Below are 18,003 nucleotides of genomic sequence, written 5' to 3'. Positions count from 1 at the left end.
AACTGGCTCAAGCTTACCACTGAATTTGGAAGACTATTTCGTGGACCGGTAGGCACCTTGCAAGAGCTCAGCTGTTACTGCGAACATTTGGAGAAGCGACGACGGCATTTTGCAACCAGTTGCCAGTACTTTCAAACGGCTTGAACCCCACTCTATCTCAACCGCAGTCATTGAAATCCCCTGAACCATGGGTGGGGCTTGCACGGCTCAAATCTCGCATTTTTGCGTGAAATCGGTTCGATTTCATCAAACCTCTGCAACTCACGGATATCTTTCTACCTCCGGGTGCTCAAATCCCCTAGCGGTGCTTGAACGCAGACTGAAAGAAGATTAAGTTATTGTTTTACAGTGGGTGGCTTGATTTTTTATTCTGAAAGTTTTTGTGCAATAAGTAAATTTTTAATTTCCAAGGTATGATGTGAAAAAAACGATTAACAACTGTAACGATGAAGTTATTATCAATATTGAAGTGGATGAAATTAATACTTTAGAAACACTCACTAAGTTAGCCGATGCTTATGTTGATATTTCGTCTAGAATCGATGAGTATCGCGCTGATATTGACTGGAACTGCCCTATTGAAATTAATGTGGTGACTCCCGAAGGTTCGGTCAGTGAAGAGGAGATGTTCAAGAAATTTACGACTGATCCAACTTTAGAGCGAAAAGCGGTTACTTTTATCTACAATATCACTAATTACTGTAAAACAACCACTTTGGAACTTTGGGGTGGGGATGAAGACCATCTTGCTGAACCAGGAGCTTATGCTCTTTGTATGTATCATGAAAAATATATTCCGTTGTATATCGAGCTTTTACTTCAAAATGATTTGGATCATGAGGTATATCAATCGGGTCATATAATTGACATTATAGAAAAATATGGTTTTACTTCGGATGTTCTTCGTTTAATGGCGAATCGTGTTGACGCTGCTGCAGGTCAACATGGTAGCGAGGATATGAAAGAGTATCATCCACAATTAATGGAGCTGTTTTTAAACCAACCCGAGCAAAAATCTTTATTCCTTAATACAGCGGTACAATCTATTTATTTACGTTCCATTCCATATAGCCTTCCATTTGACTCTATACGTGATTTAAGCATTTATATTCAAGAAAGCGGTGAAAGAACAAGGTGGTTGAAGCAACAGGAAGAGCAAGCCAAAGATACCTTTGGCAAGAATGTTAGGTGGTGAGTATAGATTGATGTTCTGTACGCTTATAAAAAATATGGACACCCAACGTTAATGGCGCGGTAGTTAGCCTTCGACTATGCTTTTTTTAAGCATTTAACAAGGAGGTTATTATGCCACGCCCTCGCCGAACTCAAATCAGCCTTGAAGATAACCACTGTTGCAGCCGCGTGGTGCGGCGTGCCTTTCTGTGTGATATGATGCCTACTCGGGCAATAATTATGATCACCGCCGTGGTTGGGTGGAATCGTTACTGTTTGAACTGGTTTTGTTTTATAGTAGGTGGCTTGATTTTTCAAATTTTTCTAAAGAGCAACAATAAGATTTAATTTTGAAACAAAACCAAATAAGATCAATTGATTACCAACTTTGGCTGGTGTTGATCCTTACAAGCTTTATACCGTTAATCTACTCGACAACGCGAATCCACTTTTTGGGGAGTATACCAAGCCCTTGGGCGTTCAGTATTGCAGCACAAGTAGCTTGGCTAAATGTTGGCTATGAGGTGCTAAGCGAAACTCTCTTGATACCGCTAGCGTTTATTCTCGGAAAAGTCATCAACGATGAAAAGGACTTTCGTCAGCGAGCAAGTATTTCATTACTTATTATCGTATTGAGTTATCTTGTTGTGACCGTTTTAGTATTGTGGCTAGCGCCACAATTCGTTGGGGCAATGCAGCAGAAAACTGAGTTGTTTGAGAGTACCGTTCAATACATTCGATTAGAGTCATTAGCTATTCTTCTTTCTAGCCTTTATGCATTCTTGTCGTTGGTCTTAGTGCTGAAAAACGAGAAAAAAGTACTGTATAAATTACTCATAGTACAAATGGTTATGACAGTTATGTGCGATTGTCTGCTAGTCAGTAAACAATCATTCTCATTTCAAATCGGCGTAAATGGGATAGCTATTAGCAATATTATTGTTAATAGCTTTCTTGCTGTAGCAGCTGTCACTTATTTATCGAAATCAGGCGTGAGCTTAAACATACGGCAAGGTAAGGTACCTCAACAGCAATGGCTCAAAGAGTGGGGAACAATTGGCTGTAAATCTGGTCTTGAGTCTTTTGTTCGTAATGCCGCATTTATTATCATGATCCTGCAACTGGTAAACCAAGTACAACAGGCAGGAATATTTTGGATTGCTAACCAGTTTATTTGGGGGTGGTTGCTACTTCCTGTCTTAGCTTTGGGTAAACTAGTAAAACAGGATGCGGCGATTAATAATGGCCTAACACCTAAACAGGTTAATCACTACCTCTTGTTAACTACAGGAATCATTACTATTTGGATGCTTACTGCGCCATTGTGGAATAGTTTTATTTCTAATGTAATGGGGGTAAGTGACCCTAAACCGATCACGGATCTGGTGTGGCTGATGGTGGGATTCTATATGGTGTTTAGCTTAAACAGTGTCATAGATAACTACTTTTATGGGATTGGACGTACCGATCTAATGCTCTATCAATCTTTGATCGTCAATTGTATTTTTTATGGCGGTGCATTTGTGTTTTATCAAGTAGGCATATTTGTGCCCACACTTCAAAGTATTGCAGTGATGTTTGGTTTAGGAATAACAGCAGATGCTATTGTTACTTGGGGTTTGTATCGTATCCTCAGAGGCAAGTTGAACTCAGCTAAACAGCCAGAACTTCAAGTTAATTAGGATGTTGAAATTTTAGAAGGCAAAAAAATGGACACCCAAGGTTAATGGCGCGGTAGTTAGTCTCCGACTATGTTTTGTTTAAGTATTTAACAAGGAGGTTATTATGCCGCGCCCTCGCCGAACTCAAATCAGCCTTGAAGATACGCCCTACTACCACTGTTGCAGCCGCGTGGTGCGGCGTGCCTTTCTGTGTGGTGATGATGCCTACTCGGGCAAGAATTATGACCACCGCCGTGGTTGGGTGGAATCGTTACTGTTTGAACTGGAAGCCGTTTTTGCCATTGATATGGCCACATTCACCATCATGAGTAATCTTCTGCATCTGGTGTTGCATATTGATATAGACAGAAAGAAGATTAAGTTATTGTTTTACAGTGGATAGCTTAATTTTTGCTTTTTACATCAGTTTTCAATTAACAAGTCAACTAACTGAAGCGCTACTTGAGGCGTGATACCTCTCGGGGAAGTAATGGAAAGCATCACAGAAGAAATTATCGGAAAATACATAGATGTAGCTCAGTATAAGGAGTTGAGTAATTTTATACCTGACAAGAAGTTGGAGATAGTTGAAATAATCCAGCCAGAAGAGGTAACGGCTATCCGTGAAAGGTATACCCCTTATCTTGAAGGTATTGATGCAAACCCCATTGCTGTCACCCTAGGCGATGAAATGATTTTTGTCGGTAGTGGTCCAAAAAATGAAGGCAACGTGTACTACGTAGATATAGAGTTTGGTGTTTTCAAGTTACACAACTCTATTTCTAAGTTTTTAAGTGCAATCAAATTCTAGCAAGACCATGTTACATTACAGCTGGACTTGGTAACGCTTGGAAAATTCGTACAATTACAACAAGAGTTATGGGCATAGTAGTTTTTTGCTGTATTTTTAATTTAAATGGCTGAACATCGGCTTGCAAGACTACATGCGACATCTTGCATCCTTGATACTAATCTCGGGAAAGGTCAGTAGGCGCGAAGTCTAACAGTTCATATAAACCTATACAGCTTAATTAAGACATCAAAAGAAATGGGAATGGATATGGAATACAGCAGAGAAAAAATTGAACAACTGCTAGAAGGGAAATTGCGGCAAGCTTTAGCTGACTTTGGCGAAAAAGAGCTAAGGATCATTGACGTAGGCGTGTTTCCTTGGCACTCGGAGATCAGTGTATCCTTTCTCTTCAGCGAAGATTCGGCAGAGGAGGATGATATTGCGGCATGGCCGCATTTTGATTACTCCAAGATATTTGCAGGTGATTGGGAGCAAGCAAGAGAATTAGCCAAGACAATGAATGACATGTGGGCTATCAATAATGATCCAATCCCATTCTTCTCGGATTTCGGTTCTGCATTAACCTCTGACCGAATATCGAGCGTTATAAAACGGTTCAATCTGGCGCCGGACTTTAGGATACAAGTCCTGAACCCAGATAATCCTAATAGTAAGAATTTCTGCACCTAGTGGGGGCCGTAACCCTCTGTCAAATGCGGCACTACAGGTATTAATAAAACAAGCCGTCATATGAACCTTATTCGACAGCATAGGTTTACTGGCCAATAGTGAATGTTTGCCCATGTTTTGTCGGTAAAACTCAACCAGCATGAGGCTGTTAATTAATCTCATACTCTAGAAAACACTAGGCTTGATACCCACAGGGAATCACTAACTCAGGACGGATAAATAAGTGAACGAAGCAGTAATACTGAAATTAAGGGCTCTGATGACATGCATCAGGGAGAAGAGAACCGCTGATGCAATCGACTTGTTGCAGATGAATTCAGAGCTGGTTCGATTACAAACGCCACTGGGCAGCGTGCTTCATATTGCGGCTGATAATAACAACTTGGCATTGTGCCAGGCTTTGGTCAAGCTGGGAGCCGATATCGATAGCAGAGACAGTATCAGTGGCAGTAGTCCAATCCATAGGGCTGCTTCGAATGGCAACGAAGATATTGTGAACTACTTCATCGGCCTTGGCGCAAGACTCGATATTTCTGAGCCAGACCGCAATCCCCTTTTTACTGCAATACATTATGGTCACCTCCATATTGTGAAGCGGCTAGTGGAGGCGGGTATAGATACAAGGGTCCGATATACCGGCCAGACGATGAAGGACATGGGAGCCCTTGAATTTGCCCATGAATGGGGGCGCACTGACATTGCAGATTATATCCAGTCCCTTAGCTAACTCCCTTCCCCCACTATTTTATTGTCAATATGCACTACATATTAGTGACTGTCATTTTTCCAGGCCTTATCAGTGCGTTAATTCAACAAGGCCACAAGCCAAGGAAATCAGCAAAACTCAGATACGAAAAAGCCCGCCTGTTTACACAAGCGGGCCTCTCTGAATATGGCAAAGGAGCAGAAGTTTGAACCCTGCATGACGGCGCTATAAACCCAGCAATCCCCCGGAAATCCCCACAACACCAAACGAATAACAATCAGCAAAACTCAGATACGAAAAAGCCCGCCTGTTTGCACAAGCGGGCCTCTCTGAATATGGTAAAGGAGCAGAAGTTTGAACCCTGCATGACAGCGCTATAAACCCAGCAGTCCCTCGGAAATCCCCCAAACAACACCAAACGAATAACAATCATCAAAACTCAGATACAAAAAAGCCCGCCTGTTTGCACAAGCGGGCCTCTCTGAATATGGCGGAGGAGCAGAAGTTTGAACCCTGCATGACGGCGCTATAAACCCAGCAATCCCCGGAAATCCCCCAAACAACACCAAACAAATAACAATCAGCAAAACTCAGATACGAAAAAGCCCGCCTGTTTGCACAAGCGGGCCTCTCTGAATATGGCGGAGGAGCAGGGATTTGAACCCTGGATGGGCTATAAACCCATGCCGGTTTTCAAGACCGGTGCATTCAACCACTCTGCCACCCCTCCGGAACGAGGCGAATAATATATCTAACATAAAGGCGTGTAAACCTTTAATAAATCATTTCGTTCCAATTGCTTATTCGTTAGTCAAAGCGGCTTTTAGTTGAACATTCCAGCCTTGCAAGCCCTTGGAAATATACTGACGATATGGAGTTCCCAGTTTTGCCGCTCTGATGAAATTCAGTTCATGCCCCTACCTCCGAAGCCTCGTAATCCCTTTCTGTTTCGGCTGTATCTTGTGCTAATCCGAAACTTACCCAGTCATTACATCGACATCATTGGCATGGCTATGGCCTTAAGCGCTTGAACTATCAGATTCTCGAACTCGTTAATAGCTAGAGAACCTTTGAGTCTTACTTCTGGGGGGGCTTGATCTTGAGGCTCTAATTTACCCTCAAGGAAGGGGCTGAGTTCGACGGGAATAACCTGCCTGACCTTGTGCAAATCTTGTACAAGTCTGTCGTGGCGTCTGGCCTAGATTCAATCATAGACACCGCCTATGTTTGTACCAGCCTTTATCCCCTCCAGGCGCCAAAAGCTGACAGTGCTGGCTGAACCACTCACAATCATTCGAAAGATTGTGCTTAGAAAAGCAAAAACCCGACCAAAAGGTCGGGTTTTTTAAATCTGGCGGTGAAGGAGGGATTCGAACCCTCGATACGTTGCCGTATACACACTTTCCAGGCGTGCTCCTTCAGCCACTCGGACACCTCACCATAGTTGGACTCTTGAGTCTCAACGGGGCGCTACTATAGAGAAGTAGGCAGACCGGGTCAATCTTTTATCGCGCATTCTCATTCGTTCGCTTGGTTTTTAGCCGCAACAAGTTGCTTCAGTGTCATCGCCTTAAAGCCTCCTCATCAGCATACGTCGAAGTCCACATCAGTATTACGAATATAATATTTTTCATACTCTTTGTCTGGAATTTGATCTCCATCAACAAATCACTTGGTTGAGTTTCTATAATCGTCACCGTGTTAATAAGCGATGTAACTCGGCGCACTCATACAAATCACACCTTTTGAATGCGCGGCAACACAAAGTTAACCCGATTAACGGTTGCCTGAATTATCACACAGTCTTTTTAAGGACGATTGAGATGTGTAGAAGTTACTCTTTAAAACGGACACAGCCTTGGCTGCCCTTTTACGCTATTGCCGCTTATATACTGCTGGTGCCTACCGGCCAGGCCGACGAAGCGATGGAGATCATCGCCGTCAACGGTACCCGCTATCAGGATGATTCTGTGTTGGCTCTAAGCCATACCGGTCAGAGTCTGACGGTTATCAGCCGCGACATGATAGTGTCGGCTGGTGCGGTGGATATCAATGAAATCCTCAACCAGTTTGTGCCCGGGCTATTTGCCAACGGCCGTAATGGCCGCCATACGGATACCGACTACTCGCTTCAGGGCAGTCGTCCTGTGGATATACTCTGGCTATTGGACGGCAATCGCCTCAATAACCGCCTCTATGGCTCCACCTATACCGACAGTATCAACCCCATGATGATAGAGCGCATTGAGGTGATCAAAGGCGCTCAAGGTTTGATCTACGGCTCGGATGCCATTGCCGGAGTAGTCAATATCATCACCCGCGACAATCATGGCGAGCAAGGCGGCGAAGTTAACTTAAGCGCCGACACTCTCACCAGTTATGATCTCGGTGCTTATGTCAGTGGCGGCAGCGATACCTTAAGCTACAGCCTCAGCGGCAGCTCCAGTCAATCTGACGGTTACGCATTCTGGGAAGATGACGAATACTCGCCGGTAGCCGCGGAAGATAAAGACCGGGGTTATCGCATGATGAACATAGGCGGTAAGCTCAATTGGCAACCCGCTGCCGAGCACAAAATCACCCTGTTCGGCCAATACAATAATGGCGTACTGGAAAGGCCTTTGGCCTACAGCGCCATCGTCTCGGAAAACGAGCGCAAACAGACTCTGGCCTGGCTCGGCTGGCAATATCAAGCAACGGATAAGCTGAGCCTGGAAACCCGGCTTCACTATCAAAACTGGGACTCCTATTACTCTGAAATCACCCTGGAGCCGGATGGCAGCATGACTATCCCTTACCGGGATGCCTACTGGGGCTTTACCGACAAGGGCGCCAAGGTAAGCGGTCGTTACCGGGCCGATTCGGGTGACAACTGGCTCGGCGGCGTAGAGTGGCAAAGCTATTATGGCGCCGATGAAGTGATGGAGCTGCAAGCGCCCACCGACGATACCAAAGCCGCCTTTTTGCAATACAAGCCGAATTTTTCCGCTCTGCCAGGCACAGTGCTGGCGTTGGGGCTCAGGTATAACCGCCTGGCAAACAATGAAGACAAATGGGTGGCGTCACTGGGACTTGAGCAGGAGCTTGGGCAAAATTGGCAACTGAAAGCCGCAGTGGGCAATGGTTTTCGGCAACCCACGTCATCTGAGCTGTGGGCCAAGGTCGGCACCCTGGGCAACCCTGATCTTGAGAGTGAAGAGAGTATCAACACCAATTTGACACTGGTCTATCAAGGCGACTTTACTTTCAGTGTCGAGGCCTACTGGCGTGAAACCGACAACCTGGTGGACAAACGGGAAATTGCTACCAATGTTTGGCAGTACGCCAACCTGGATGGCAAGGTTCGGGCTCAGGGGCTGGATATTCAATACATCATGAACCCCGCCCAGGGCTGGCAACTTGAGTTATCCGGCAGTTATAACCGTGCCCGCGAGCGCGGCAAAGATCAGCAGATAGAGCGGATCCCGCAATACATGGGCTTTGCCCGCCTCAGTTGGGATGCCACTGATTCACTGAATGTTTATCTTCAGGGACGTTATGTGGGTGAATTTACCGATTATGGGCTCAAGGCCGGCGACTATCTGCTGACAGGCATAGGCGCCGACTGGTGGTTGACCGCCAGCCAAAACCAGCAGTTAACGCTGCGGATAGATAATCTGTTTGATGAGGACAACACCAGCGCTATTTTCAAACATGGCCACAAGGCCGAGTACCCTATTGCCACTCTGGGCGCTCCGCGAACGGCGCAAGTAATCTATCGTTATCTGTTCTGAGAGTTGCCTTATTTAAAAGCCGCAACCCCATTGGAGGCTGCGGCTTTTATTTCTGCTCGGCTTTTTACTTGTCTTTGCCCGACTAACTCAAACCGGCAAGATGATCCTTACATCCAAGCCACGTTCAATGCCCGGTTGAATACTCAACTTACCTTTATGCAGCTCGACGATTTGAGCACTGATAGACAAGCCCAGACCTGCACCGGATACCGACTCATCGGCGAACCGGAAAAAGCGCTCAGTCAACTGCCGACACTGCTCCAATGGCAGCCCAGGCCCTGAATCCAATACCTGAATAACCACTTGTTTGCTGTCTTGGCGACCCTCTTGCCAGCAACTGACTTTGATCGGCTGATCTTTGCCCGAATACTTGCAGGCATTTTCCAGCAGGTTTTTCAGCACCAGTTTCATATAGAAGGGATCGACCCTGACACACACCTCTTCCGGCAATTCCAGCTGCCAACTGTAATCGGCAATCAGCGGCAGCAATTGATCCAGCACCTCCTGCACCATTACCGCCACCGGCGTTTGCGCCACTTCCAGCTCGGACAGGGATTCCACCCGAGACAGTAACAACAGCTGCTCTACCATATGGGTCATCTGACCAATACCTGTGTCTATGGCATTAAGGTGCAGCTGCTGCTCGGCCTCTGTCTTGGCCTGTTGCCAGGCCTGACGGTGCAGTTTAATGACCGCCAGCGGGGTCTTTAGCTCATGCGCCGCATCGGCGCTGAAACGCCGCTCTCGCGCTAAATTATCACTAATGCGGGTAATATAGGTATTGAGCGCATCTTGCACCGGCACTAACTCTTTGGGTAGTTGCAACGCCAGCGGCCGCATATCCGCAGGGCTTCGGTGCTTAAGCCTGACGGCCAAACTGTCCAGAGGTTGCAACAACCAATAAGAGAGAAACACCATCAGCAACGCCACTGCCGGCACCACCAAGGCCGGACCAATAAAACTGTTGCCCATGATCTGCTCCACCAGCTCGCCACGCACATCATCCCTTTGGCCGGTAATGATCCACACGCCCAGATCGTCAGAGAAATAACTGAACAGATGCCACAACTCGCCCTGATAATAGTGTCTGTGATAACCGCGCTCGAACGGCGCCATGGGCTCAATGTCACTGTTATCAGAACGCGCCATCAACTGTTTGGCCGGGGTCCACATCTGATAGGCAAGCTTCAACTCATAACTCAGCTCAGTGGCATCAGCCTGCTCGGTAAAAGTGTTGGCCTTGCCCGGGTTGACGCTCAAAATCAGCGGTTTTTCAAGCATATCCAGCTGATGCTCTTGCCCCTGAGCGCCATAAAACATCTCCAGCATCTTGGCACTTTGCAGCATCTGAGCATCGAACAGCTCTTCTATCTGACGGCGAGAATCCTGGGTGTTGAGGTAACTGCTGACACCAACCGACAAACAGATGCCAAGCAGCATCAATGCCATCATCACCACCCGCAAAGATACCCGGCTCATTCTACTGCCACCAAGGTATAGCCTATGCCACGTACTGTCTTGATAAGCTCATTGGCGGTTTTTTTACGTAAATGGTGAATATGCACCTCGATGGAGTTACTACCGACCTCATCCCAGCCATAGGTCAGCTGCTCAAGTTGATTACGGCTGAGCACCCGGCCACTGGACTGAGCCAGTTCAAGCAGCAATTGATATTCGCGCCGCGACACCTGAATATGATGACCGCGAAACAGCACCTGGTGGGCATCCATATCAATAACCAGTGCCCCCACTTCCAAACGGTTTTGATTAAGACCGTGTTGTCGCCTGACGATCGCCTTAATTCTGGCCACCAGCTCGCGTACATCGAAGGGTTTGGCCAGGTAATCATCGGCGCCGAGATCCAGGCAGGCAAGCTTGGTATCAAAGTCGGTGTTAGCGGTCAGCACTATAGTCGGGGTGTCTATGCCGCGGCGGCGCCATTGGGTCAATAATTGACGGCCGTTACCGTCAGGCAAGCCCAGATCCAGCACTATGGCGCTAAAGGTTTCATTCACCACTGCCGCCTCTGCTTGTTTGATACTGGTGACGTGATCTACTTGCATATCCAACTTGGCAAGACTAAGCAAGATTCCCTGAGCCAACAACTCATTGTCTTCTATCAGCAATATTCTCATGGGTATAACATCCGGTTTAGGTTGCCCCTATTTCGCAGCAGCGCCGCGCCTGTGTCAAGCTGAAGGCAAGAATCAAGCGGCCCGAAAAAACTCAAATGGCAGCATAATTACAAATAGTCAAAGAGAAGACTGCTGATTTCGGCAATCGCAACTCATTGAAGAGGTTATCTGATGACGCGATACTCCAGTTGCTGCACCTTGAGAAAGTCTTCTGCCGCCGCGCCTTTTAACATGGCAAGGGTCGCCAACATGCCGGCTGTGATGCAGCTCGCGGCCTTAACCGTCACGCTATGGGGCGCGTCCTGTACAGGATAACCGCTGCGAGGATCCAGAATATGACCATAACGATGCCCCTGATGTTCGATAAAGCGGCGACTGTCGCCACTGGTGGCCAATGCGCCCACATCGAGCGACATCAGCTCCACTGCCCGGTCAAGATTGGCGGGATCTTCAATCCCCACCTGCCAACATCTGTTACCACTGACGGCGATATCACCACCGAGATTAACCAACACCTCGGTGGTTGCGGCCCGGGTCATACACAGCCCGGCAACCCTATCGGCGGCATATTCTTTTACCAGGCCGCCGAAGTCCAACTGCATTGCCTCTGGCAGCATGATCCAGGGCGGATCAGCTATTTCTCGGGGGCTTTTATCTTCAGCACTGTCATCAAAATGGGAACTGAACTTGAGGTGTTGAAAGCCAACCCGGGACAAGGCTTTTTTGATATCAGTCGAACCCGGCAGTGAAGTTTCTGAACCCTTTCCCTTTTCAAAACACCAGAGCGCGAGCAGAGGGCCGGCTGTGATATCAAATAAGCCCTCACTCAGTTGCCAGCAGCGTTTGGCAAACTGCAGCAACGCCGCCGCCTCGCTGTCCAGTATAATAGGCGCTCCGGCTGAATGATTGAGCTGCCATAGCCAGTTGCCCGCTAAAAAGCGGCTGTATTTCTGCTCAAGCCTTTGGCATTCCTTAATGGCAGCTTGAGTGAGGCTAAGCGCCAAACGCTCGTCATCGCTTGCAATCAGTAACTCGCAGGGGCTAGCCATCGAGCGAAAACGGCCACGAAAACCAAAGTCGGTACGGCTAAGGTTCATCTCTGGCGCTGAGGTGTGGCTCTTAATCAAAGGCAGCTTTCCTCTACTGTCTATTAACTAAAAACGGTAGCTGAGCTGGGCAATCACTGCCCTGAGTCTTGGAAACAGCTGCATATTACCAAGCTCACCGGGCAGTAAGGTGCCGTTGTTTTCACCCTGCTGCTGATAATATTCCAGGCGGTAGCTGAGCTCGTGACCCTCGCTGAGCTTATGTCCGAGCTTAACTCCGACCGTATAGGCTTGCAGCTCACCAAGGCGGTGGTCTGCGCTGGCGAATTCAGCTGAATAGCCGGGCATTGAGCCCTCATTCTGGAGCAACAAGGGCCGATAAAAGGATGCCGCACTCTGGCGGTAATAACGCAGGTGCAACTGACCATAGAAGCCATCAGAGAAATAGTGCCTGAAGTGACTCTCCAGCGTATGAGAATCCAGCTGCCAATCATCGAAAGTGTAGCGCCAGGAAAGATCCAGCACGCCCCTATCAAGCGCCCCCTTGAGCAGCAAAAACAGGCTTTGCTTTTGCCGTGAGTCTGGCCTGGATTCATAAAGGTAACTCTGGGTGACACCCAGATTGTCCACCAGGCTCAGCACCTTGTAGGGATCTGTCTGGTACCCCTTAACCAGGGAAAACCCATAGTTGCCCTGCAACAGCCAGCGACGGTTGAGCACCTGGGTAAAACCCAGCAGCAGATCCAGGGTTTGCTTATGATCCGAGCCGCCTTCTCGACTTGCCTCAAAGGCTTGCCTGAAGGCCGTTTCCGAGTCGTAATCCACTCTTCTTGCCATGGTTGCAAGCGGCAAAGGTCGGCCGCCGACCGGATCTATGGTATCCAGGCCGTAAGCCAACGCCAGGGACGCGGTACTGTTGCTCTTGTTGAAGCTATGCTCCAGCACGCCATTGACCCCGAGCGAAGTGTAATCATATTCCCGTGAGCCATAAAAGCCGCCTGCCAGCTGCCAGTTATTTTCAAAGAACTTATACCAATCGGCACTCAGTTGCAGTCGCTTATCATCAAAGCTGTCATCCAACACCTGCTCACCGGCGGCTATCTGATATTCGCCGTTGCCCGAAGGCCGGGTCAGGGTTTGGCTCTGTTGCTGCACCACGGCGCCCGTGGCCGATGCGCCGCTCAGGCTATCGAACACCAGTTTGATATCCAGGCCACTGCTGTCATCAAATTCGCCTTTAGCCAGCAGAACTCCCTCAAGAGTTGCCACCCTGTCCTGCTCGCCATAAAACATCAATGCGGCTTCCAACTGCCAATCGGTAGCCTTGTCGGCACTGTTATCCGGATAGCTGAGGTTATCATCTCCGGCATACGTCGCAACACTGGCAAGCAGTGAGCTGCTGGCCAGTGTCAGCGCTGCGGCAATATTGGTTTCGCCCTTTTGCCGCTTCAATTGCATCCGCAGCCTCCTCCGGCGAATGCGCGGCCACCACTGGCTCCCTCTTTGCTGAAGTAGATATGATCGTCCAGTGCCAAGTCCAGCCTTTCGTGCGCCAGCGACATATCCTCCCTCGCCAACTGATCCCGCTCCCAAGGTTCAACCCCGAGTTGAGCACAAGCTGTCAACCCAAGAGTGATAATAAGCGATAAGCCCAATAAACGAATCCTACGCATCTGTTACTCCTTTAACGCACGCTTGAGTTCAGCCTCATACTGGCTTTGTCGCTCGGTGAAAAAACCAACATGGCTACCGAGCAGTTTTCCATCCCGGTCAAATAGAAAACTTGAGGGCATCCCCTGCAAGTCCAGCCTGCGTGCCAGCCGCCCTTCTGGGTCATAAAGCACATCAAAGTCGGCATCCAGTTGCTGGAGAAACTCTCTACCTAATTGGGAGTCAGTGTCCAGATTCACCGCGATTATGGCGAGATCCGTCTCTCGGTATTTGTGATACATCTGCTGCATCCAGGGGAACGATTTGCGACATGGCGCACACCACGAGGCCCAAAAGTCCAGATAAATCACCTTCCCCTTATAGTCATTGAGGCTGACTTGAGTACCATCATCACGGCTTAACGCCAGTGCCAATGGGGACTGTAACGGTTTAGCATGCCCTTGACCACAAAAGGCCAACAAAAGTATCACAAGTAGCAGTGGCAGCAATTTTTTGACGCTCATAGGTCGAACCCTCTCGATTCACTGGCAGCCCACAATTTCCAGTTTTTGAAAAAATAGCTATAAAACGGATAGATAAGGATTTTAAGTTTGGCAAATAACAAATCTCAAATGCCTCAAAAGGGATAGTTGGACAATTTGTCCAATCCCTTGTCGTACCATTTTGATCCCGATCATGTAATTAAAAAGTAAACTTATCAAAAATCACACCCCGGCAGAAATCTTGACGTATATCAACTTTAATCATTCTGTTGCGACCTACACTCATAGGCGTGATTTGTGTGAGTTAAAAGCTATTACATTCTTATAAATAAAAGGTTCAACCATGGACACACATGCAGCCCTTTACGAGCAAGGACGGCAACGGCTGGAGAAGTTGCGCCAGCTGCCTGCCCGTCAGGACAAATCTTTACAGGAACGTATGCTGGAACTCGGCCTGACCCGCCGTGATTTCATGAAGTGGAGTGCTTCGGTTACCGCCATGATGGCGCTGCCATTGCCCTTCTCCAATCTGGTGGCCGAAGCCGCTGAACTGGCCGATCGGGTACCTCTGATCTGGTTACACCTGGCGGAGTGCACTGGTTGCTCCGAATCCTTGGTGCGCGCCGATACCCCGAATCTGGATTCGTTGATCTTCGATCATATCTCACTGGAATACCACGAGACCCTGATGGCTGCCGCCGGCTGGCAAGCAGAAGAGAATCTGGAACACGCCCTTGAAGCCTACAAAGGCAACTACCTGCTGGCGGTTGAAGGGGCCGTGCCAACGGCCAACAACGGCGCCTTCTTAACGGTCGGTTGTAAAGGCCACACCGGGCTCGAAATTGTCAAGCATGCCGCCGAAGGCGCTGCTGCGATAATTTCCGTGGGTACTTGCGCCGCCTTCGGTGGGGTTCAGGCCGCCGCGCCCAACCCAACCGGTGCCAAGGGTGTCCATGAAGTGGTCAACAAAACGGTCATTAACCTGGGTGGCTGCCCACCGAGTGAAAAGAATATTGTCGGCACCCTGATGTACTTCATCATGTTCGGCAAGCTCCCTGCCCTGGACATGTTCAATCGGCCCAAGTGGGCCTATGGTGCCAGGGTGCACGACAATTGCGAACGCCGCGGCCGTTTCGACGCCGGTGAATTTGTCGAGGAATTCGGTGATACCGGCGCCAAAGAAGGTTACTGTCTCTACAAGGTAGGCTGTAAGGGTCCCTACACCTACAACAACTGCCCGACCGAGCGCTTCAATCACCATACCAGTTGGCCTGTGCTGGCCGGTCATGGCTGCATGGGCTGCTCTGAGCCCAATTTCTGGGATGATATGGCTGACTTTGAAAAACCTCTTGGCAGACAACTGCTGCATGGCCTGGATGCCACCGCCGATACCATAGGCGCTGTCATTCTCGGTGCCACTGTGGTGGGTATCGGCGCCCATGCGGTTGCCAGTCTGTTTGCCGGTTCGAAGGAGGATTAATCAATGAACCAACGTGTAGTCATAGATCCCATTACCCGTATCGAAGGCCATCTGCGTGTTGAGGTGGAAGTCGATGAAAACAACGTGGTACAAAAAGCCTGGTCCTCCTCCACCCTGTGGCGCGGGATTGAGGTGATCCTCAAGGGCCGTACGCCTATGGATGTGGGCCTTATCGTGCAGCGGATCTGCGGGGTGTGTACCTATTCCCACTATCGCTGCGGCACCGAAGCGGTGGAAAATGCCCTCGGGATGAAAATTCCGCTCAACGCCCGCTATCTGCGCTCCTTGATGCATACTTCGCTGATCATGCACGACCATATAGTACATTTCTATCATCTGCATGGTTTGGACTGGGTCGATGTGGTTTCCGCTCTCAGTGCCGATCCCGCCAAGGCGGCCCAGGTGGCACTCAAATACACTGACAAGCCGATTGCTGCCGGTGAAGGCGAGCTCAAAGCCGTTCAGGAGAGAGTCAAGGGCTTTGTTGAAACCGGTAAGCTTGGACCTTTCGCCAATGCCTATTGGGGTAACGGCACCTATAAATTCACCCCAGAGCAGAACCTGATCGCCCTGTCGCACTACCTTAAGGCATTGGAAGTACAACGAGTCGCGGCAGAGATGATGGCGATTTTCGGCGGCAAGCAGCCTCACCCTCAGTCTCTGGTGGTCGGCGGTGTCACCTCGGTGCGTGACATGTTGAGCCCGGCTAGATTGCAGGAATGGAAACAAAAACATGCCATTGTGGCCGACTTTATTGAACGTGGTTACAAGGCCGATATCGTAATGGCGGCCGAAGCCTTCGGCGGCGAAGCCTCGGTACTGGGCGGCGTTAACATCAAGAGCTTTATGGCCACCAACGACTTTGTCACTGCTGATGGTGAATATCTGTTTGAGCAAGGGGTTATCCTCAAGGGCGACCTGGCCGGTGTCAGCGATATCAACCCGGATCTGATTGCCGAAGACGTCACCCACGCCTGGTATAAGGCCGATAAGCCGCAACACCCTTACGATGGCACCACAATTCCGGATTACACCGGCTTTGTTGAGCGCGATACGGTTTACGGCAAACTGCCAACCCTGGATGGCGACAACAAATACAGTTGGGTGAAATCGCCTCGCTACCAGGGTGAACCTGTGGAAGTGGGCCCACTTGCCTGTATGCTGGTGAACTATGCCAGAGGCAATCAAGTGGTGGTCGATGCCGTCAATGGTTTGCTGCAACGTACCGGCTTGCCGATTGAGGCCCTGTTCACCACCCTTGGCCGCACCGCAGCGCGCATGTTGCAAACCTCGATTGTGGCCAAAGAGGGATTGCGCACCTTCGATGCCCTGCTGACCAATATCCAGAGTGACGACAGCACTTATATCAAGCCTGAACTTGACAGTAACAAGGAATATGTCGGCCACGCCATGCTCGAAGCACCTCGCGGTATGCTCAGTCACTGGATCCGCATCAAAGGGGGACTGGTGGAAAACTATCAGGCCGTGGTGCCCACCACCTGGAACGCAGGCCCCGTGGACGCCAACGGACAGATGGGACCTTATGAGGCATCACTGATAGGCTTAAAGCTCGAAGACCCCACCAAGCCACTGGAAGTGATCCGCATTATTCACTCTTTCGATCCCTGTATGGCCTGCGCCGTACACGTGATGGATTACAAGGGGCAGTCTTTGGGCGAATTCCGTATCGATCCCAATGCCCGCTAAGGAGGAAGCGTCATGGCTACATCGAGTGTTTCCTATAAACAGGAGATAGTATTCAGCGCCGCGATCCGGATATTTCACTGGCTCAGAGCGCTGGCCATTTTGGTACTGGTAGTGACAGGCTTTTATATCGCCTGGCCATTTCTGGTGGCGCCCGAGTCCAGTGATGTGTTGGTGCAAGGCTGGATCCGCTTTGCCCACCTGATCTTCGGCTTTATCCTCTGTGCCATTACCCTGGCCCGAGCTTATCTGTTCTTCTTCAGTAAGAGCGATATTGAGCGGCGCTCGTTTCGGGATGTGATGAGCTTGAAGAGTTGGATAGTTCAGCTCAAGTCCTATCTGTGGATGGGTAAGCTGAACAAGGCCGGTGTCTATGGCCCACTGCAGTTTATGACCTATCTGGCAGTGTCTGTAATGGCTGCGGTGATCTGTATTACCGGCCTGGTACTCTATGCCAACGTCTACCATCAAGGTATGGGCGGCTGGCTGTGGGATATCTCCGGCTGGATCACGGCGCAGATGGGTGGCCTGGCTATGGTCAGGATCTGGCACCACTATCTGACCTGGGCCTTTGTCATCTTCGTGGTTATCCACGTTTATATGGCGGTCTGGACAGGTATCCGCTTCAAACATAACTCAGTGGACTCTATTGTCTCGGGTTATGACTATCACCCGGACAAGCACTAGAG

General features: G+C 49.2%; 15 protein-coding genes, 2 tRNA genes and 2 pseudogenes. 11 read left to right on the top strand and 8 right to left on the bottom strand.

The features are described from left to right. Window positions 1–418: 418 nt before the first annotated feature. From AYI96_RS01645 to AYI96_RS01615, 7 genes and pseudogenes are all read left to right on the top strand, one after another. A complete protein-coding gene (locus tag AYI96_RS01645) occupies window positions 419–1,195 on the top strand; it encodes a hypothetical protein (protein ID WP_100145666.1) in 777 nt (258 codons plus the stop codon). Window positions 1,196–1,305: 110 nt separating this feature from the next. Continuing rightward, window positions 1,306–1,457, top strand: a pseudogene (locus tag AYI96_RS20435) (transposase); the annotation flags it as partial. A gap of 66 nt (window positions 1,458–1,523) precedes the next feature. Next, entirely contained in the window at window positions 1,524–2,855 is a 1,332-nt protein-coding gene (locus AYI96_RS01635) for an MATE family Na+-driven efflux transporter (protein ID WP_144360854.1), read from the top strand. A gap of 103 nt (window positions 2,856–2,958) precedes the next feature. Continuing rightward, window positions 2,959–3,201 (top strand): annotated as a pseudogene (locus tag AYI96_RS01630) (transposase); the annotation flags it as partial. A gap of 123 nt (window positions 3,202–3,324) precedes the next feature. Further along, on the top strand, window positions 3,325–3,645 hold the full coding sequence (locus tag AYI96_RS01625; protein WP_144360853.1) for a hypothetical protein: 321 nt from the start codon (window positions 3,325–3,327) through the stop codon (window positions 3,643–3,645). Between the two features lie 243 nt (window positions 3,646–3,888). Next, complete coding sequence (locus AYI96_RS01620; protein ID WP_144360852.1) at window positions 3,889–4,317, top strand: hypothetical protein; 429 nt, start codon at window positions 3,889–3,891, stop codon at window positions 4,315–4,317. A 223-nt stretch (window positions 4,318–4,540) separates the two neighbouring features. Next, window positions 4,541–5,044 (top strand): ankyrin repeat domain-containing protein, encoded by a 504-nt coding sequence (locus AYI96_RS01615; protein ID WP_144360851.1) that lies wholly within the window; start codon window positions 4,541–4,543, stop codon window positions 5,042–5,044. 618 nt (window positions 5,045–5,662) lie between these two features. Here the strand turns inward: AYI96_RS01615 and AYI96_RS01610 are convergent. Together AYI96_RS01610 and AYI96_RS01605 are read right to left on the bottom strand one after the other, a co-directional pair. Beyond that, a tRNA-Ser gene (locus tag AYI96_RS01610) sits at window positions 5,663–5,753 on the bottom strand. A 622-nt stretch (window positions 5,754–6,375) separates the two neighbouring features. Further along, a tRNA-Ser gene (locus AYI96_RS01605) sits at window positions 6,376–6,463 on the bottom strand. Between the two features lie 383 nt (window positions 6,464–6,846). Between AYI96_RS01605 and AYI96_RS01600 the strand changes: the two genes are divergently transcribed. Then, window positions 6,847–8,796 (top strand): TonB-dependent receptor plug domain-containing protein, encoded by a 1,950-nt coding sequence (locus AYI96_RS01600; RefSeq protein WP_082014369.1) that lies wholly within the window; start codon window positions 6,847–6,849, stop codon window positions 8,794–8,796. 87 nt (window positions 8,797–8,883) lie between these two features. Here the strand turns inward: AYI96_RS01600 and AYI96_RS01595 are convergent, their stop codons facing one another. The 6 genes from AYI96_RS01595 to AYI96_RS01570 form a co-directional block, all read right to left on the bottom strand. Continuing rightward, the gene (locus AYI96_RS01595; RefSeq protein ID WP_101096812.1) at window positions 8,884–10,275 is read right to left on the bottom strand and encodes an ATP-binding protein; all 1,392 of its coding nucleotides are present in this window, start codon (window positions 10,273–10,275) and stop codon (window positions 8,884–8,886) included. After that, complete coding sequence (locus AYI96_RS01590) at window positions 10,272–10,931, bottom strand: response regulator (RefSeq protein ID WP_039035905.1); 660 nt, start codon at window positions 10,929–10,931, stop codon at window positions 10,272–10,274. Before AYI96_RS01590 ends, AYI96_RS01595 begins: the two co-directional genes overlap by 4 nt. A 164-nt stretch (window positions 10,932–11,095) precedes the next feature. Then, entirely contained in the window at window positions 11,096–12,028 is a 933-nt protein-coding gene (locus AYI96_RS01585) for an FAD:protein FMN transferase (protein ID WP_260852928.1), read from the bottom strand. A 57-nt stretch (window positions 12,029–12,085) separates the two neighbouring features. Then, a complete protein-coding gene (locus tag AYI96_RS01580; RefSeq protein ID WP_144360850.1) occupies window positions 12,086–13,435 on the bottom strand; it encodes a DUF3570 domain-containing protein in 1,350 nt (449 codons plus the stop codon). Beyond that, window positions 13,426–13,650, bottom strand: coding sequence for a DUF4266 domain-containing protein (locus AYI96_RS01575; protein WP_039035907.1), 225 nt, complete (start codon window positions 13,648–13,650; stop codon window positions 13,426–13,428). The genes AYI96_RS01580 and AYI96_RS01575 overlap by 10 nt, the downstream gene beginning before the upstream one ends. Before the next feature lie 3 nt (window positions 13,651–13,653). Beyond that, window positions 13,654–14,151: a TlpA disulfide reductase family protein gene (locus AYI96_RS01570; protein ID WP_144360849.1), complete on the bottom strand. Its 498-nt coding sequence runs from the start codon at window positions 14,149–14,151 to the stop codon at window positions 13,654–13,656. A 322-nt stretch (window positions 14,152–14,473) separates the two neighbouring features. Between AYI96_RS01570 and hyaA the strand changes: the two genes are divergently transcribed. The 3 genes from hyaA to cybH are packed head-to-tail and all read left to right on the top strand — an operon-like array spanning window position 14,474 to window position 18,001. Continuing rightward, the gene (gene hyaA, locus AYI96_RS01565; protein ID WP_039035909.1) at window positions 14,474–15,610 is read left to right on the top strand and encodes a nickel-dependent hydrogenase small subunit; all 1,137 of its coding nucleotides are present in this window, start codon (window positions 14,474–14,476) and stop codon (window positions 15,608–15,610) included. A 3-nt stretch (window positions 15,611–15,613) separates the two neighbouring features. Beyond that, window positions 15,614–17,317 (top strand): nickel-dependent hydrogenase large subunit, encoded by a 1,704-nt coding sequence (hyaB, locus tag AYI96_RS01560; protein ID WP_039035910.1) that lies wholly within the window; start codon window positions 15,614–15,616, stop codon window positions 17,315–17,317. Between the two features lie 12 nt (window positions 17,318–17,329). Further along, window positions 17,330–18,001: a Ni/Fe-hydrogenase, b-type cytochrome subunit gene (cybH, locus tag AYI96_RS01555; protein ID WP_100143765.1), complete on the top strand. Its 672-nt coding sequence runs from the start codon at window positions 17,330–17,332 to the stop codon at window positions 17,999–18,001. Window positions 18,002–18,003: the final 2 nt, after the last annotated feature.

The organism is Shewanella sp. MSW (assembly GCF_007636515.1).
GTDB classification, from domain to species: Bacteria; Pseudomonadota; Gammaproteobacteria; order Enterobacterales; family Shewanellaceae; genus Shewanella; species Shewanella indica.
Note: the sequence above shows the minus strand (reverse complement) of the source record. Positions and strands in the feature narration are given on the sequence as shown.

Coding starts and splice junctions, on each gene's coding strand:
- AYI96_RS01625 (WP_144360853.1), top strand. CDS start 3,325: ATGGAAAGCATCACAGAAGAAATTATCGGAAAATACATAGATGTAGCT.
- AYI96_RS01620 (WP_144360852.1), top strand. CDS start 3,889: ATGGATATGGAATACAGCAGAGAAAAAATTGAACAACTGCTAGAAGGG.
- AYI96_RS01600 (WP_082014369.1), top strand. CDS start 6,847: ATGTGTAGAAGTTACTCTTTAAAACGGACACAGCCTTGGCTGCCCTTT.
- AYI96_RS01595 (WP_101096812.1), bottom strand. CDS start 10,275: ATGAGCCGGGTATCTTTGCGGGTGGTGATGATGGCATTGATGCTGCTT.
- AYI96_RS01590 (WP_039035905.1), bottom strand. CDS start 10,931: ATGAGAATATTGCTGATAGAAGACAATGAGTTGTTGGCTCAGGGAATC.
- AYI96_RS01585 (WP_260852928.1), bottom strand. CDS start 12,028: ATGAACCTTAGCCGTACCGACTTTGGTTTTCGTGGCCGTTTTCGCTCG.
- AYI96_RS01580 (WP_144360850.1), bottom strand. CDS start 13,435: ATGCAATTGAAGCGGCAAAAGGGCGAAACCAATATTGCCGCAGCGCTG.
- AYI96_RS01575 (WP_039035907.1), bottom strand. CDS start 13,650: ATGCGTAGGATTCGTTTATTGGGCTTATCGCTTATTATCACTCTTGGG.
- AYI96_RS01570 (WP_144360849.1), bottom strand. CDS start 14,151: ATGAGCGTCAAAAAATTGCTGCCACTGCTACTTGTGATACTTTTGTTG.
- hyaA (WP_039035909.1), top strand. CDS start 14,474: ATGGACACACATGCAGCCCTTTACGAGCAAGGACGGCAACGGCTGGAG.
- hyaB (WP_039035910.1), top strand. CDS start 15,614: ATGAACCAACGTGTAGTCATAGATCCCATTACCCGTATCGAAGGCCAT.
- cybH (WP_100143765.1), top strand. CDS start 17,330: ATGGCTACATCGAGTGTTTCCTATAAACAGGAGATAGTATTCAGCGCC.